The sequence below is a fragment of the Bacillus chungangensis genome (assembly GCF_030812995.1).
GTDB lineage: Bacteria > Bacillota > Bacilli > Bacillales > Bacillaceae_C > Bacillus_CF > Bacillus_CF chungangensis.
Genome location: NZ_JAUSTT010000006.1, coordinates 68,447 through 83,850, shown reverse-complemented (window position 1 = coordinate 83,850; position 15,404 = coordinate 68,447). Strand labels below are relative to the sequence as shown.

The 15,404-nt window shown below is 34.5% G+C and carries 16 protein-coding genes and 1 pseudogene; 4 read left to right on the top strand and 13 right to left on the bottom strand.

The window, feature by feature from the left end:
• Window positions 1-61: 61 nt before the first annotated feature.
• From J2S08_RS06400 to J2S08_RS06370, 7 genes and pseudogenes are all read right to left on the bottom strand, one after another.
• A complete protein-coding gene (locus J2S08_RS06400; protein ID WP_307227788.1) occupies window positions 62-217 on the bottom strand; it encodes a hypothetical protein in 156 nt (51 codons plus the stop codon).
• 359 nt (window positions 218-576) lie between these two features.
• The gene (locus J2S08_RS06395; RefSeq protein ID WP_307227786.1) at window positions 577-1,743 is read right to left on the bottom strand and encodes a methyltransferase domain-containing protein; all 1,167 of its coding nucleotides are present in this window, start codon (window positions 1,741-1,743) and stop codon (window positions 577-579) included.
• Window positions 1,744-1,915: 172 nt separating this feature from the next.
• Window positions 1,916-2,803: a permease gene (locus J2S08_RS06390; protein ID WP_307227965.1), complete on the bottom strand. Its 888-nt coding sequence runs from the start codon at window positions 2,801-2,803 to the stop codon at window positions 1,916-1,918.
• Between the two features lie 58 nt (window positions 2,804-2,861).
• A complete protein-coding gene (locus tag J2S08_RS06385; RefSeq protein WP_370875642.1) occupies window positions 2,862-3,188 on the bottom strand; it encodes an ArsR/SmtB family transcription factor in 327 nt (108 codons plus the stop codon).
• Between the two features lie 435 nt (window positions 3,189-3,623).
• Window positions 3,624-3,785: a hypothetical protein gene (locus J2S08_RS06380; RefSeq protein WP_307227784.1), complete on the bottom strand. Its 162-nt coding sequence runs from the start codon at window positions 3,783-3,785 to the stop codon at window positions 3,624-3,626.
• 33 nt (window positions 3,786-3,818) lie between these two features.
• Entirely contained in the window at window positions 3,819-4,301 is a 483-nt protein-coding gene (locus tag J2S08_RS06375) for a hypothetical protein (protein ID WP_307227783.1), read from the bottom strand.
• A gap of 181 nt (window positions 4,302-4,482) precedes the next feature.
• Window positions 4,483-4,812 (bottom strand): annotated as a pseudogene (locus J2S08_RS06370) (VOC family protein).
• A 717-nt stretch (window positions 4,813-5,529) separates the two neighbouring features.
• On the opposite strand from J2S08_RS06370, the gene J2S08_RS06365 reads away from it, so the two are divergent.
• The 4 genes from J2S08_RS06365 to J2S08_RS06350 all read left to right on the top strand — a co-directional run bounded on the left by J2S08_RS06365 (window position 5,530) and on the right by J2S08_RS06350 (window position 8,695).
• Window positions 5,530-6,570 carry an ArsR/SmtB family transcription factor gene (locus J2S08_RS06365; RefSeq protein ID WP_307227781.1) on the top strand — a complete coding sequence of 347 codons (1,041 nt, stop codon included), beginning with the start codon at window positions 5,530-5,532 and terminating at the stop codon, window positions 6,568-6,570.
• Window positions 6,567-7,793, top strand: a complete 1,227-nt coding sequence (locus J2S08_RS06360) for an MFS transporter (protein ID WP_307227779.1) — start codon at window positions 6,567-6,569, stop codon at window positions 7,791-7,793. The genes J2S08_RS06365 and J2S08_RS06360 overlap by 4 nt, the downstream gene beginning before the upstream one ends.
• A gap of 260 nt (window positions 7,794-8,053) precedes the next feature.
• Window positions 8,054-8,269, top strand: coding sequence for a hypothetical protein (locus tag J2S08_RS06355; protein ID WP_307227777.1), 216 nt, complete (start codon window positions 8,054-8,056; stop codon window positions 8,267-8,269).
• Between the two features lie 48 nt (window positions 8,270-8,317).
• A complete protein-coding gene (locus tag J2S08_RS06350) occupies window positions 8,318-8,695 on the top strand; it encodes a CPBP family intramembrane glutamic endopeptidase (RefSeq protein ID WP_307227775.1) in 378 nt (125 codons plus the stop codon).
• A 114-nt stretch (window positions 8,696-8,809) separates the two neighbouring features.
• On the opposite strand, the gene J2S08_RS06345 is transcribed toward J2S08_RS06350, so the two are convergent.
• From J2S08_RS06345 to J2S08_RS06320, 6 genes are all read right to left on the bottom strand, one after another.
• Window positions 8,810-9,895 carry a DUF418 domain-containing protein gene (locus J2S08_RS06345; protein WP_307227773.1) on the bottom strand — a complete coding sequence of 362 codons (1,086 nt, stop codon included), beginning with the start codon at window positions 9,893-9,895 and terminating at the stop codon, window positions 8,810-8,812.
• A 186-nt stretch (window positions 9,896-10,081) separates the two neighbouring features.
• Complete coding sequence (locus J2S08_RS06340) at window positions 10,082-12,013, bottom strand: FtsX-like permease family protein (RefSeq protein WP_307227771.1); 1,932 nt, start codon at window positions 12,011-12,013, stop codon at window positions 10,082-10,084.
• Window positions 12,000-12,767: an ABC transporter ATP-binding protein gene (locus J2S08_RS06335; RefSeq protein ID WP_307227769.1), complete on the bottom strand. Its 768-nt coding sequence runs from the start codon at window positions 12,765-12,767 to the stop codon at window positions 12,000-12,002. Before J2S08_RS06335 ends, J2S08_RS06340 begins: the two co-directional genes overlap by 14 nt.
• Window positions 12,768-12,985: 218 nt before the next feature.
• On the bottom strand, window positions 12,986-13,312 hold the full coding sequence (locus tag J2S08_RS06330) for a DUF1093 domain-containing protein (RefSeq protein ID WP_307227767.1): 327 nt from the start codon (window positions 13,310-13,312) through the stop codon (window positions 12,986-12,988).
• 169 nt (window positions 13,313-13,481) lie between these two features.
• Entirely contained in the window at window positions 13,482-14,519 is a 1,038-nt protein-coding gene (locus J2S08_RS06325) for a sensor histidine kinase (RefSeq protein ID WP_307227765.1), read from the bottom strand.
• On the bottom strand, window positions 14,512-15,186 hold the full coding sequence (locus J2S08_RS06320) for a response regulator transcription factor (RefSeq protein WP_307227763.1): 675 nt from the start codon (window positions 15,184-15,186) through the stop codon (window positions 14,512-14,514). Before J2S08_RS06320 ends, J2S08_RS06325 begins: the two co-directional genes overlap by 8 nt.
• Window positions 15,187-15,404 lie beyond the last annotated feature (218 nt).

Below are 15,404 nucleotides of genomic sequence, written 5' to 3'. Positions count from 1 at the left end.
TGATACATTTTGTTTCCAAATTCATGAGAGTGATTGTTGAATAAACGCTGTACCTCTTAGATTATTCGGTTTTGGAGGAGCAACATGTAGAATCATTTTTAATCGCTAAGTCTTTATCTGACACCTTTTCTTTATTTTCTCCCACTTCTTCAATATCTACAGAACAACAATCTTGGTTGGAAGAAAAAATCTTTTTAAATATCGATTCTTTTTTCACTTTCCATTCACCTCCTTTAAATCAATAGCAATAATAAAGGCCGTTAATAATCATGGCTTAATAATTTGTTTGATAATAGGATTTCCGGAAGACTAGCCCCCTGTATTGCCACAATTAATGCAATTACAGCCCCATACTCATTCCTTTGCTTACTAACTTATGCTGAACTTTAATACTGAGATTTAGACTTTTCCTGTTTGTTGGACACAAAGCAATCCTCTTGATTGGCTTTAACCTCTTCAATCTCCACACTACAACAATTTTGCTTAGTAAATGATGTTTTTAGAGAGCAAGATTTTTTTTAATTAAAATATAATTAGAGTGAAACCCCTTTCAAGCATTCAGAGTATGTCTACCAATTAACAATCGCAATTAGAATTACAGTCAGAAGTGACAGTTTCTGAAGTCAGAATATATTCATCATTTTTACTTTTTAGTTTATCGTTTCCAGGCGATTGTAGCTCTTGAGCATGACCTTTTTGCATTGGCAACGCATCTTCTATTGCTACTGGGTCTATAGGATCTACGAAGTCAAAAAACTTTTTGTATGGCTCTCTCTTCATTATTTTATATGTTTTATCACAAACTCTGCTTTTTTTACCTCTTTCAAAGACATGACCATCATCGTCTAATACCTCTTTAAAAGGTCCACGATAAATAACTGATTGTTTGCGGTCAAGACAAGGGCCTTCTTTCCCTTTGTACGCGGTTATGGTAATACTTCTAAAGGAAATATCATGAATAGTAGTCCAAGTCTCTTCTCTTTTATCCAAAGTTATCCCATAAAAATTTGTATTAGCAAAAGCATTTAAAAAGCGATCTTCTCTGATTGCTCCAGAATAACAACCACTCCAAAGTTCAGTATCTTGTTGCATCTCAATGGGTACATCGTTATTTGATACAATATCAGAGATAACAGCTCTACCTCCAGGTTTTAAAACGCGATAAATTTCTTTAAATAATTTTTCCTTATCTTCTGTGGAAACTAAATTCAATACGCAATTGGAAATAACGATATCGATACTGTTATCTTCTATCAAAGGTTCAATTTTTTTTAACTTTTCTATTTTTTTCGTCAGATTTTCTAAGTCTTCTGAAGTCTTAACAGGATTTGTTTTTAATAAACTATCTAATTTTTCATAATCGAGTTGCAAATCTTGAATTTTTCCTTTTCGAAATTCAACATTGTTATATCCGATCCTATCAGCAACGATAGGGGTAGCATTGCGAGACAACTTAAGCATTTCATCATTTATATCAACACCGATAACTTTTCCCTTTGGACCAACAATTTGAGAAACGATAAAAGCTACTTTACCTCCCCCACTGCCTAAATCGAGGACAATCTCTCCTTCTTTTACAGCAGATAGCGGATCTCCACATCCATAATCTATTTCAAGTACTTCTTGTGGAATGACCTTTAGATATTGGGGATCATAATCTACAGGACAGCATAGGCCTTTTTCGTATTCCTTGGCAGCATTACTGTATCTTTCCTTAACTGCATCGTCAATGGATTTACTCATCGTATTACTCCTCTCTCATTATTTTTGTGTTTTGATTGAAGCACTCTGCTTATTGAATATTTAATTTTGAAGGAAAATTGTATAGCTTTAATTATTTTAAAATTAGCTGGATAGAGTGCTTTTACGATTCAATTATGAAATAATTTGCCTTTATCATGAATCCCCCCTTTCATTAAAGGATGATTTGCACAATAAGTCCTGTACTAATCGCAACAATTAAAATAGATATGACAAACGCTACAACTAATTTCCTTTTAAATAATTTACTTAATAAAATGACTTCAGGGATACTCGCACCTGCTCCACCGATTAAAAGGGCAATAACGGTCCCTATTCCCATTCCTTTGGATACTAGAGCACCACCAATAGGCAAGATTGCTTCAGCTCGAATGTACATTGGAATACCGATTAAGGAAGCAATGGGAATTGTCCACGGTTTGTCTCCTCCTGCATATTTAACAATGAAGTCTTGGGGAATAAAGTCATAAATAAACGCTCCAATAAATACGCCAATCGCTAAATACGGTAATAAAGGATAGAAGAATGACCAAGCATCTTGCAACGCTACTTTCCATTTAGAGGTGTTTTGATGTTTGCTTGAAAGAGAGTTTTTTCTTACGGTAACATTTTTAACAGAACTTTTAAGACCTAGAGCTTCCCAAACAACACCAGTTAGAATTGAGAATATTCCTACAATTATTACGTAATACAAAGTTAATTTCCAACCTAGCAGCGTTCCCATCAATGTAACAATAATTGGATTTAATAGAGGTGAAGCAATTAAGAATGACATGGATGGACCAAATGGAGCTCCAGATGACAGTAGTCCAGCTAAAATGGGTATTGTAGAACAAGAACAAAAAGGAGTTAGAGCACCTAGTCCTGTGCCATAAAGATAACTACTCCACTTATTTGGCCTATGAAGGATTCGGTTGATTCGATCTTCTGTAACTGTTTGTTGTAACCAACTTACCAGAAAGCTGATAAAAATAAATAATACGGTTAATTCTATAAAAAGTGTAAAAAATGTTTGCAAAAAGCTAAATAAACTATTCATGATTTTCCTCCCCATGTTATTTTTCATAAATCAATTTTTTTTGATATATAGGTTAAATTTTTTACCCTTTTCTAGGGTAAAAAATGCAACATAACTCTTCTGATAAAAGATTTCTAACTTCGATTTCATTTAAACTGTAATAGTTCCATATACCTTTTTTTTCTCTTTCAATCAGATTCGCATCAAGCAATATTTTCAGGTGATAAGATAACTTTGATTGGGATAAGCCGACGATTTCTGTCAGATCACAAACACACACTTGGCCTCTTTGATTTAATTCGTATAAAATTTTTAAGCGAATTTGATCTGCCAAAGCTTTAAATTTAGCTTCGTAAGTTTTCAACATCTCTTGTTGATTAGACTCATTCATCTTTTTTATTAATGGCATTTTGTTCACTTCCAATACATCAAATTTTTTTGATTTATTCCATTGTAATCCATTTTAAAATAATTGCAACCCTTACTTAAGTCATTTTTTATATTTTAAAAAACTTTACACTAAAGGATTTCATAAAAAGCTTTCTATTTTTGTCTAAAATCAGGACAAAAAATATGTACATTTCAACTTTACACATCATTAAATCAGTATGATAACACGATTATTTTGTATTAACTTTTTTGTCCTTTTACAATTAGCCCTTCTATCCAAAGACAAAAAAGTTTCTAGTATCACATGATTGGTCTTATCATTTATTTTTAAAATTATTAACACCGCCCACAAGTATGGACGGTGTTAACTATGATGCTTTCATATTGATAACAACTAGGACTTAATAATCCAATCCTACAATCATTTGATTCAATCAATAAACAATTGGCTTTCTCATTCCTCTATAGTAATAAACACTTCATTTCTATCAAATAGATCAAGGTAACTTGACTCTACAGGAATAGAATCAACCTCATTAAAGCGAACATCAGGATGATGCTCCCAATTTGTTATAGCAACACCAAGACTCGTTGAATTCGTTTTAGATTTTCTCATGAAAAATTCCTCTTTCTTGTATATTTAAAATTATTACACAATATCGCTAATAACACATCCGGACAATTTATTTTCAATTCTACTATTACGAAATAACCAATTAATTAAATGTGGTTCCGTGTTAAACTCTTCCACACTTACTTTCCCTTCGATAAATAGCAATACATAAGTAACACTAAGGCTTATAGAATTACCATTTGAAGTTTCAAGAATAAGTTCGGTTTGAGAAGTTTGATAATCATTTATGTTTGTGCCAAATTCTTTTTCGTAATAATCAATATTGCTACTACGAGTTGGACCCGAAATTTCCTTTAATATTTGATAAAATTCAATGATATTTTCTTTGAAAATATCATCAATAAGGCTCCCTTCTACTCTTGTACCTTGTATTGATGTTTCATAAAGATTTAAATCTATTCTTTCGTTTAAAAGATTTTCCCACTCATTTTTTAACAAAGAATTCTGACTCATTGCGGTAAATTTATTTATAATACCTAAGCAATAGAAAGTTCCCATTTTATCTCTCCCATTTATGAAATATTATAGTCGATGTGATTGAAATTGAAGCAAAAATTAAGTGTTAGCTTTGTATAACTGAAGATTTAATTTCTAGGAGTATTTTTTCGTAGATGCTTCTTCAAGACCATTTAATTTGTTTAATCATATGCATTTAGCTTTCTATTTATTAAATAAACCGTTATTTGTATTGGACTAAACCAATTCCGTTTCCAGTGGGGTCTACTAAATACGCGAGGTAAAACTCATCAAATTCCATTTTGTCTCTGACGACCATAGCCCCGTTCTCTATTGCTTAAATTAACTTCAATTTGAATTCGAGTACCTTGGGGAAAATCAGCTGGCCCTTTTGCAATCTCACCATTATCACCTCCACCTGTTGAAACAAACCGATAATCCCAACGAGGTTCAGCTACCTTCCAACCGAAAACGTTAGAATAAAATTCCACGCTTTTTCAGGTTCTTGACTATTTAATTCGAAACCAACTACTTTTCCAGTACTTTTTTTCAAATCAACTTCATCCTCCTGGTATTAGTTTTATAAGTAGAGAGAAATAATTATGTTCTTTTCGTTAATCCTTTCCACACCCTTTAGTGAAAAAAAGACTTCTACCATTCTATTTGTATTTTACCATAAAAAAGATGGTAAGCTTGGTGAATTTTAACAACGGCCATCGTCATTTATTGTTTAGAATTATAAAAATCTACATTTTGATGGCGATTTATTCTACTCACCAATCAGTTTATAAGTTATATATAGCTCCACTTGCGTTGCATAATATTTAAATATTCCCTAAATATGTTTTTCTAAAATTTTGCCAAAAAGACCAAATCTTAAGCAAAGCTGGAAAATGGTATTATGAACGAGGATAAACTGAAGCTAAATCAGAAGAAGAATAGTTTTCCATAAAAGTACAAATTCTTTTATCTTTAGTTATAATTATACAGAGATTCTTGCCTAAAATCTAGGGCGAAAAATATGAATATTTTCAAATTTACATGCTTGTTAAATCGGTATTATAATACGATTATTTTGTACAAACTTTTTTCTAGTTCACATTCGCCTATATTAACATAAATTCTTATAAGTTCTTCTTTTGAATTGATCTTAGTATTTCTCCCCTATTCTTAAGTACCGAAATATATTCTAGTAATTAATTCGAAAAATGTTGAATTTAAAATTCATTTATTTTAGAATGATAATAACAATAATAAAGGAGGTACTTAAATGAAGCATCTTTATTCCCCTCAACCAGTTGAAACAATTTCTTTGGAAGTAGAATGGTCGCCTGTTTGGGAAGTCATTCTTGGTATTGCTGGATATACATATAGACAAATTCGCCACACTTTTGATTTGGACGATAAATGGAAATCACATGAAGATTCCATGTCGGCTTCTTTAGTGAAACATTTAAAAGTAATAGAGGAAACCAACTTCTGGTATGGTCTTATTATGCTTCAAAACAAATTATCAGCTTCGTCTATTCAAGATTTTTCGAACTGTCTTTCAGAATTGTCGATGGATTGTTTCTACGATACACTTTTACCTTACAAGGATCGAGATACTGAGCCAATAAGAAAAGCGACAGCCCATCTACATGAGCAAGGTGAATTATTGAAGTACGCTGCTTGCTTTGAAAGCCACGAATACTTAGGTGGATACGTTCGTGCAGTTAGTCATTATTCACATCACGATATTTGTGACCTATTCATCCGTACATTAAATGAATGGTACGAGTGGATAAACCAACGAGAGGAATGGGAAAAGTGGACGCAAGCACTTGCCTTTGAACAGAAGCAATACAGCTTACTAAATGTGAAAAATCCCATGGAGGAAATTGAACGAATTACGGGTGGAGTTAAGTATTTACCTGAACCTTCTGTTTGGAATGTGAAATTAATTCCACATGTATCATATCGTCCCTGGATACTAGAAAAACGTACACCTGATACTAAAATCTTCTTTTATCCTTTGAAGGAAGAATACTTAATAGAGCCAGGTATCCCCTCAACTGAGTTAATTCGCGGTCATAAGGTGTTAGGAGATGAACTCCGATTGAAACTGCTTTATCAGCTAGTAAAGGGACCATTATCTCTTCAAGAGATGAGCGGTCAGTTTCATATTTCTAAATCAACACTGCATCATCAACTTTCTTTATTAAGAGCTGCAAAGTTTATTCGTGTTGATAAAGGGATCTATTCAGCGAATCTAACGCGGGTTAATGCTTTTTCTGAGAAACTCACTCAGTACCTTGGAGCTGATATATGAAAAAGTACTCTAAATCAATTAAAGCACTTTGGGTAGGCGAAATTGTATCAGAATTTGGTGGAGCAGCAGGAGGAATCATAAACGGATTATTATTGTATGAATTGACAGGATCAAAGGAATGGATGGGTGCACTTTGGCTTGTATACTTTCTTCCTTCTCTGATTTTACAAGGGATAAGTGCCCCCTTTCTAAACTATGTCGCAAAGGAAAAAATGATTCGAAACATACAGTTGATTCGTGCTGGAGCCTACCTTCTTCCACTACTTGGTTATGTAATTGGTACTGACACAGGAATTATTTTGGGATTAATCGTTTTACAATGCATTTTAGGACTCATGCAGCCGATTTACGCAAGTCTATCTTTTGCGCTTCTACCTCAAATCTGTAAAAAGGAAGAGCTTGTCGAAGTAAATGGTTTACTAGATGGAACCATTCGACTGATGAGTTTTATTGCTCCCGGAGCAACTTCCTTGCTTTTGCTAGTTAGTCCCATGTACTTCATCTATGGTTTTTCTTCTGCTATGTTCCTTTTTAGTTATCTTGCACTCTCACGGATTCCACAATTAAGCAATAAGAGAATGCCAATTTGGACAAAGAAGATTTGGTGGGCTGAAATGAAAGAAGGCTACCGTACATTTTTTAAGTATCCACATCTCTTGCGTCTCACGATTCTCTCTTCAACCGTACAATTTGCGGTCGGAGCTGCGATGGTTATCAATATTCCTTTCATCCGAAGTGATTTAGGTGGAGAGTATTGGGAATATGCAATTTTTTCAGGCATTTTCCCAATCGGTTATTTCATTGGAACGGTCTTACTTACGAAGATGCCAAGAACGTATCAAACAATGTACGTCGGTCTGATAGGAGGAGGTCTTTCATTCGTGCTCTTGTTTTTTGTCCGTACGGTTCCGCTTGCATGGATTTGTGAACTAGCTGGAGGAATTTTGTTCCCTTTTTTTCATTCTCAAAGTGCAGCACTTTTCCAACGTGAGGCCCCTCGAGAACGTTTAACACAATTAAGTGCAGTTCGTCTGCTTTTCATTCGAGTCACAATGCCTTTAGGAATTTTGTTTGCTTCGACTGCGTTTTTAGACTTAAGTTTACGTCAGACATATGCGGTTGTCGGCATGGTAATTTTGCTTCCAGGATTGTTTTATTTCTTTTTTTCAAATGTACAATCTGAAAAAGATATGTTTTCAAATAATAAACAAAAAACAAGTTAATATGTGTAGGGAAAAAATAATTTAGGTAAGATGCCGGTAAGCTTCTGTAAATCAAAATATAGTATCATTTGCTTAATGGGCGTCGCAGTACAAATGTCTTATTAGATTGTTCAAAATCCTGCTGTCACCTCTCTTCCTACATCTTAGCATTTCACCTATACTTCTTTGTGTCCTTTCATTTCTGAGGTTAGGCATCTACTATTAAATACGGAATAAATGCAAGTAAATTTGAAAAATATTATTTGTTGCTGGGGGTTCAAATGAAGTCAACTTTGTTCGAGAAACGACCGTTTTATGAGATGGCACTGCTTGTCACTGCCATGCTAGTTAGTTCCTTTTTTATTCCACAAATAAAAGGGTTAATCGCAATACTGCCAATTATCTATTTTATCATCGAAGGATGGATCAGAAAGAGATCAAGTGAGAGTATCGGCTTTCATCATAAAACATTTTTAAGCGGTTTGAAAAAATCTTGACCGCTTGTCCTATTCGTGAGTGTATTCTTACAAGTCGCATATTTCCTTTTGTATACAAATATATTTCCAGAAGTGCTAGAACATGTTCTAGAAAGAGCTGATTTCATTCAAACAATGAATGGTAAATTGATTATCGGCTTACTCGTCTTAGCTTTAGGAGAGGAAATTGTTTTTAGGGGATTAGTACAAGAGAGACTTAGCTGGATCATAAAGCCTAGCTATGCCATTTTATTATCATCTATCATTTTTGCATTAGTGCATATCTCTAGTGGAGCTCCTATTATAGTCTTTATTGACTTAACAACCGTTTTCATAGACAGCGTTATTTTTGGAATCATCTACTATCAAACGAAGAATATTTATATTTCCTGGATCGCTCATGCAGCTGCTAATATTGTTGCTGTTTTATTAATGATGATTTTTTGAGTAAAGATTGTTTTTTTGATGATAATGAAGCAACTTAGGAGAATTTCTAGTCTTTTATTCTAAATAAACAGTGTGCTTCGAAGTTTTGAAGCACACTGCAGCTCTTTCCATAAATCATGCCGATATGTTCGTTTTTTTTCTAGTTAATTTACCATATGTTAAGGTGCGCCATACGTACTCTAATGGACCATATCGGAATTTGAATACCTTAAGCCAAATGACACTAAATATTAGTTGGATAACAAAAATAACAATAGCGACAATTATCGTATGATGCGGAGATACAACTTCAATGCCAGCTTGATTTAGTATGAATCGGCCAATACTATCTTGACATAGATAGTTCGTAAACGCCATTTGGCCAACGAATCCAATTGGAGAAAGGAACTTTTGAACAACACTTTTTTGTAACAAAAGGAATAGTGTCGTCAAATAAAAGAATGTCATTGGTACTGCCCCCATCCCCACTACCGCGGAGGTGAACAAACTAACCTGATCTGTTTGCGGAATAAGGCTTAGCCATGTAATGATTGCTGTAAATGACATAAAAAGCAAAAACGTTATGACTTGGATTTTTTTTAAGATTCCTGCATTGTTTGCTATGTTTTTAATGATGCCAGACTTGCCTGCATACATGCCAAATAAGAACATCGCAAATATAGTATTCTGGTCTCCACTAAAAAATTGCATCCATTGTGGTGCATCCATCCCTTGTTTAAAGTAAATCATATTAACGCCCATACTTAACCAAGAAAGCACCGTTAAAATGACTGCAAATGAAAGAATCGTTTTTTGTTTACGATTGTAAAAAGGGATTAATAATAAACCGAAAATAGCATAAACGAACAAAATATCACCGAACCATATAAAAACATGGATAACTCCAAACAGAAGCAAGATAAGCATCCGACGGAAAAATCTTAACAAATACCGATCTCCTTTTTGTTCTGCACGAGACATGAAAATATAAGCGCCCACTCCAAATAAAAAGGAGAAAATCGAAAAGAATTTCTTCTCTATTAAAATAACAATTAATAGTTTTATTACTCCGTTTATTCCAGTTAAGTCTGGTTCAGGGCTACTCTCTATCAAGACCAGATATGCTGGCACATTAATGAACAAGATGCCAAAAAGCGCTAATCCACGAATCATATCAAGAGATATAATTCGATCTTTTTTTGTAATTGGTTGTGATTTCATTTTTTTGTTTCCTTTCCAATCTTGGATATTACGGGCTAATATATGAAATGTATCAACGTATGATTATTTTTACCCTAGTTTTTTTGCGAACCTGCATCCCTCTTTTAGCCTGTGTTGCTAAACGTTCAAACAGATAAAAACTCAGACCATCAGCGGCAGTTTCTCATAGCGCCGCTGATGGCTGCTTCACTTTAAGCTATTCACTATTTTATTGTAAGCATTTACTGTTAGAAAATAGTAGCCAAGGTAGATCAAACTATAGATGCCCATACTGATAACGACAGGGATTGTGATATCTTGACTAAGCAAACTAGATAATGCTGTCAATGCCACAGCGCTATGCAAAATCCCGATAATAAGAGGCATCGCAAAAACAAATAACATTTGTTTGGCAATCGAATGTTTAATTTCTTTTTTACTGACACCAATTTTTCGCAAAATAAGATAACGGTCTTTGTCATCGGTAGCTTCCGTTAGTTGTTTGAAATAAATAATGCTTCCAGTTGCTAATAAAAATACTAATCCAAGGAAACCGCCTAAAAAGATTAATAAGCCTGACGGTTTTAGGTAACCTTTATATGTTACATAAAAGGAAGAAAGCTGAGCTTCTTCTGGAATGATATTCGTCAATTCTTTTGTTAGTTTTTCAGCCTGCTCTTCGTTTTGAATCTTCCATGCTGTTAAAGTCGTTTCACTTTCTGTAGCAGCTACTTGATCGTATAATAAGTCGCTAATGACAATTGTGAAATGCGCAAACTGGCTGCTAAATGGATATTTTTTTTCGAAATCAATCACTTGAATCTCTTCCATTTGGTTTGCAGTTGTTTTAAATACTGCTTTTTTCCCTGTATAGTCTCCTGACAATAAGTCGATATATCCGCCATCCATGATAAGCACATCATGCTTTTTTTCTAAATGTATCTGCTGCCTAATCCCTGTAAGAGCTGCCAGTTTGTTAAATTGGCTTTCAGAAATCAATGTGAACTGATCATCGTCTGCCAAAAATTCGGTTGGCAGCATGTCAAATGTTTCCAAATTTCCTCGTACTTTCACATATTGAATCTGAAGATCGCCAATGATGTGATGTTGGTCATATTTAGAAATTGTTGCTTTTACTTTTTCATCAAGTGCTTTCCCCTGTGACAGATACGTATAGCTAAAAGGCTCTTGATGTTCTGCATTTTCTTTACTAGAATAATAAACACTGTAGCTCGTCCCAATTGAACATAATGTCACTGCACTAAGGATAGCGATGATTGTTAATGTTCGAGCATTTCCTCTTATTCTGTATAACAACTGTGACGTTCCGATCATATTAATGCCTTTGTAATGACGATGTTTATTGTTCCTTGATCGTTTCAACACAATTACTGTTAACGTATGAAAAACCAAATAAGTTCCGACAATGGCGCCAAGAAGAATTGTCATTGCAAACATAAGTAAATTTCTAAATATTATTGTTGGATGTAGAGCAAGCCAATAGCTGAATCCCATGAAAACAATGCCTAAAATGCCCACAATCAAAGATGCTTTCGGCACGGGTTCGCTTTTCTTTTCTGCTTGAAATAATTCAATTAATTTAAAGCGATATATGAGGCGATAGCCTTGAAAAGATGTGACTAATATAATGATGGCAAACACAAATATGGTATTCAAAACAGCTTTTAGTTCAAAAGAAAATGCAACGGCCATTGAAAATCCCATCAATTTAACGAGCAGCATCACGAACAATTTAGAAAGGAGTGTTCCGATGAATATTCCAATAGCCAGCGCCAAGATTCCCATGACAAAATTTTCATAAAAGAGCATTTTAGCTATCGCTCTTTTTTTAACACCGAGGAGCGAGTAAAGCGCTACTTCCTTTTTTCGCTTTCTTGTAAAAAAAGCATTAGAAAACCAAATGAATATACCGACAAAGATCATTAAAATAATGGACGCTCCTTTGAATGCGACCGCCAATTTTAACGAATCTTTTGTTGCCTCTAATACTTGTTTGTTGTATTGCAATGATACAAACGTAAAATAGATGACAATACTAAAGATCATAGAAGTAAAGTAAATGAAATAGCGATAAAAATTTCTCCGAATATTTTTTGCTGCAATGTTAAACAATGTCATCGTTTCCGCCTCCAAGTACAGAAAGCACATTTAAAATCTTTTGGAAAAATGCTTTTCGAGACGTATTTCCTTTTACAAGCTCAGTGAAGATTGCTCCATCTTTAAGAAATAAAATACGTTTGCAATAGCTGGCTGCATAGGCATCGTGTGTGACCATCATAATGGTTGCCTGATCCTCATCATTCAAATTGCTCAAGCTTTGTAAAAGATCCGTTGCTGATTTAGAATCTAATGCTCCCGTCGGTTCATCAGCCATAATGATGCTTGGCTTGGAAATGATTGCTCTTGAAGCGGCAGCTCTTTGTTTTTGACCCCCGGACACTTGATAAGGATATTGGTTAAGGATATCTTTCATTCCAAACTTATCGGCAATCTCACTTACCCGTTTTTCAATTTCATTTGTGTTCGTATGGAAAAGCGCAAGTGGAAGCACGATATTTTCTTTTAAAGTTAACGTATCCAATAAGTTGTAGTCTTGAAAAATAAAGCCTAATTTGTTTCTCCGAAAGGTTGACAGCTGGTCTTCGTTCATCTCTCCAATTTTGTCGCCATCAATGATCACCTCTCCAGATGTAGGTTGATCAATCGTAGAGAGAATATTGAGCAGAGTTGTTTTTCCGGCACCAGATGGCCCCATGATTCCAATGAACTCGCCCTCTTTAATTTGCAAATCAATGGCATGGAGAACCATTGTCATACTTCCTTTCACACCATAAGTTTTCGTAATATTTTTTGCCTCTAACACATTCTTCATCTATGTTCCCTCCTGAAGAAGTACAATGATATCGCAATCTCTGCTTCCATATTACAAGAAGCAGATGGTTCAATCCATTTACCAACCTTACAATTATAGTGCGAACCTTACATTTTTATAAGGTTGCAGTAAGATAAATTAGATAAGCGTATGAACTAATGCAATACACAGTAATGTGATTACAAAAAACCACTAGCACTAGTCTAGTGGTTGGAGGTTCACTTTTTTAAGTGTTTTTTAATGGATGAAGACAGTTGCTCTTCATCAATAATATCATAAGACTTGACAATGTTATTTCTGATGGTCAACTTAAAAATAGCGCCTTCTTTTAATTTTTTTATCGCACTGAATGTTTCTGTACGCATATTGCCATGTTCATCTACTGTAGGAACTGTATATTCGACTCTTCCATACTCAAGTGGTGCAGCATCATTTGGAATAATGCCATAATAATATGTCTTAGGATTAGCTACTTCATATACTAACTTGCCGACGAATATGAGACCAAGCAAAACAAAGATAGATATTATAAATTTCTTCCTCATTTTCCCCGACCTCGGCATATTGGTGCCCTTTGTTTTCTCATATAAATGCAAACAAATTGAATCATCATACTCTCCTTTTAACGCTTAGAATGTAATGCCTGTCATGACTAAGTTTAAAAGAAGATATTGATCGCTTCCATTGAATTATCTTACATTATCACGTTCAACCTTACATTCTCGTCATATAAAAATTGCCTGGGTGAGGGAAATGAATTGTCACCTTTGTACCTTTTTCTTCTTCTGCTTGAACAGAAATATCATGGCTGAGCTTCCGTGCTAATTTTTTCGCCAAATACAAACCTAGACCAGTAGAAGTCGTATTGATCCTGCCGGTAGTTCCGGTAAACCCCTTCTCAAATACTCTTTCTAAGTCTTCTGCTTTAATGCCAATTCCATTATCCTTGATAATGAGCCGCTGTTCTTTTTTATCCTTCTCACAGTAGCATTCAATCGTTCCTTCTTTATCTGTGTATTTCAAAGCATTTGATATGATTTGATCCACAATATAGCTAAGCCATTTTTTATCTGTAAGTACGCTAGTATCAAGATTATGCAAGCGAATCTGAATACGCTTATTAATAAAGATTTTTGCATGATTTTTTACACTTTCTTTTACGACTTTATCTAAATGAACATCGCTAATAAAATAATCCTTTGAAAAGGAGTCGGCTCTCGAATAATACAATACCTGCTCAACGAGACGGTTGATTTTAGCTAACTCGTCTTCAAGTTTATCCAAAATAGCTTCTTTAGGCTTGCCAGCACTATTGTCAATAATTAATTTACTCGCAGCAATGGGCGTTTTAATCTCATGTACCCATTGCACAATAAATTCCTGATTATCTTTTAAATCAAGAATGAGTTTTTCTGTTTTTTTCCGCTGATAATGATCGAGTTGTTTTAATATGTCGGTAAAAAAACGTTGTTCATTTGATTGCGGTTCGGGAAAAACATACATCATGTCACCCATATCTCCATGAACGACCGGTTTTTGAAAGGCATGATAATATTTTCTTCGATAAAGATAGCCTGCTACCAGGTAGAAGGCAAAGAACACCGTTGATACTCCATCAATATACAAAATATTATCGATTCCTACGTTTGCAAGACCGTCTAAAAACAGAACCAATGAAATAAAAGTCATTAACAGGATATAAAACAGAATGAGAAACTTTTTATCTTTTAGAAAATGAATTGCACTATACAATGATATAGCCCTGCCCTTTCTTTGTTTTTAAAAAGTCGGTCTTTTCTATGTCAGCTAATTTTTTTCTTATTCGGGCGATATTTACCGTTAACGTATTATCGTCAACAAAGCTTTCATCTTCCCAAAGGCTTCTCATCATTTTTTCCCTGCTAACGACATGTCCTTTGTTTTCCATTAAGATATATAAGATTTTAAATTCGTTTTTTGTTAATTCAATTTTTTTATCCTGATACATGATATTTCCATCTTTTACATTTAACACGACACCGTCATGCTCGATCACACTTAAATCGGTATCAATATAGGAATAGGTACGTCTTATTAACGCATTAATTTTAGCCATGAGGACATCGACGTAAAACGGTTTTTGGATATAGTCATCGCCGCCCATATTCATCGCCATTACCATATCCATTCTCGTATCTCTGGAGGAAATAAACATAATAGGTACATTTGAAACTTCACGCATTTTTCCACACCAATAAAAACCATCGTACAATGGCAGATTAATATCCAAGAGGACAAGATGTGGTTCAGACTGTACGAATGTTTCCATCACATCTTGGAAATCCTTCACAATGATCCCTTCAAAACCCCACTTCACAACATTTTCTAATAAAAGATCTCGAATCGTTTCGTCATCTTCCACAATCATAATTTTAAGCATATGATTTTCTCCTTTTTACCGATTTTCCGAACGAGAAAGCCTATGAAGGGCGTTAACCCGTCTTTATACATGGGATGAGAGAAGGGGTAGCTTTTGCTACCTCAATTGTCTGAAATATGCTGTATTTTAGATAGGAAAAGGATAAAAGTCCCTAATTACTCGTCATGTCAAAGACGTTCAGCAATAGTCTTCCCTGCAGAATGCAGTCATTATCGTTA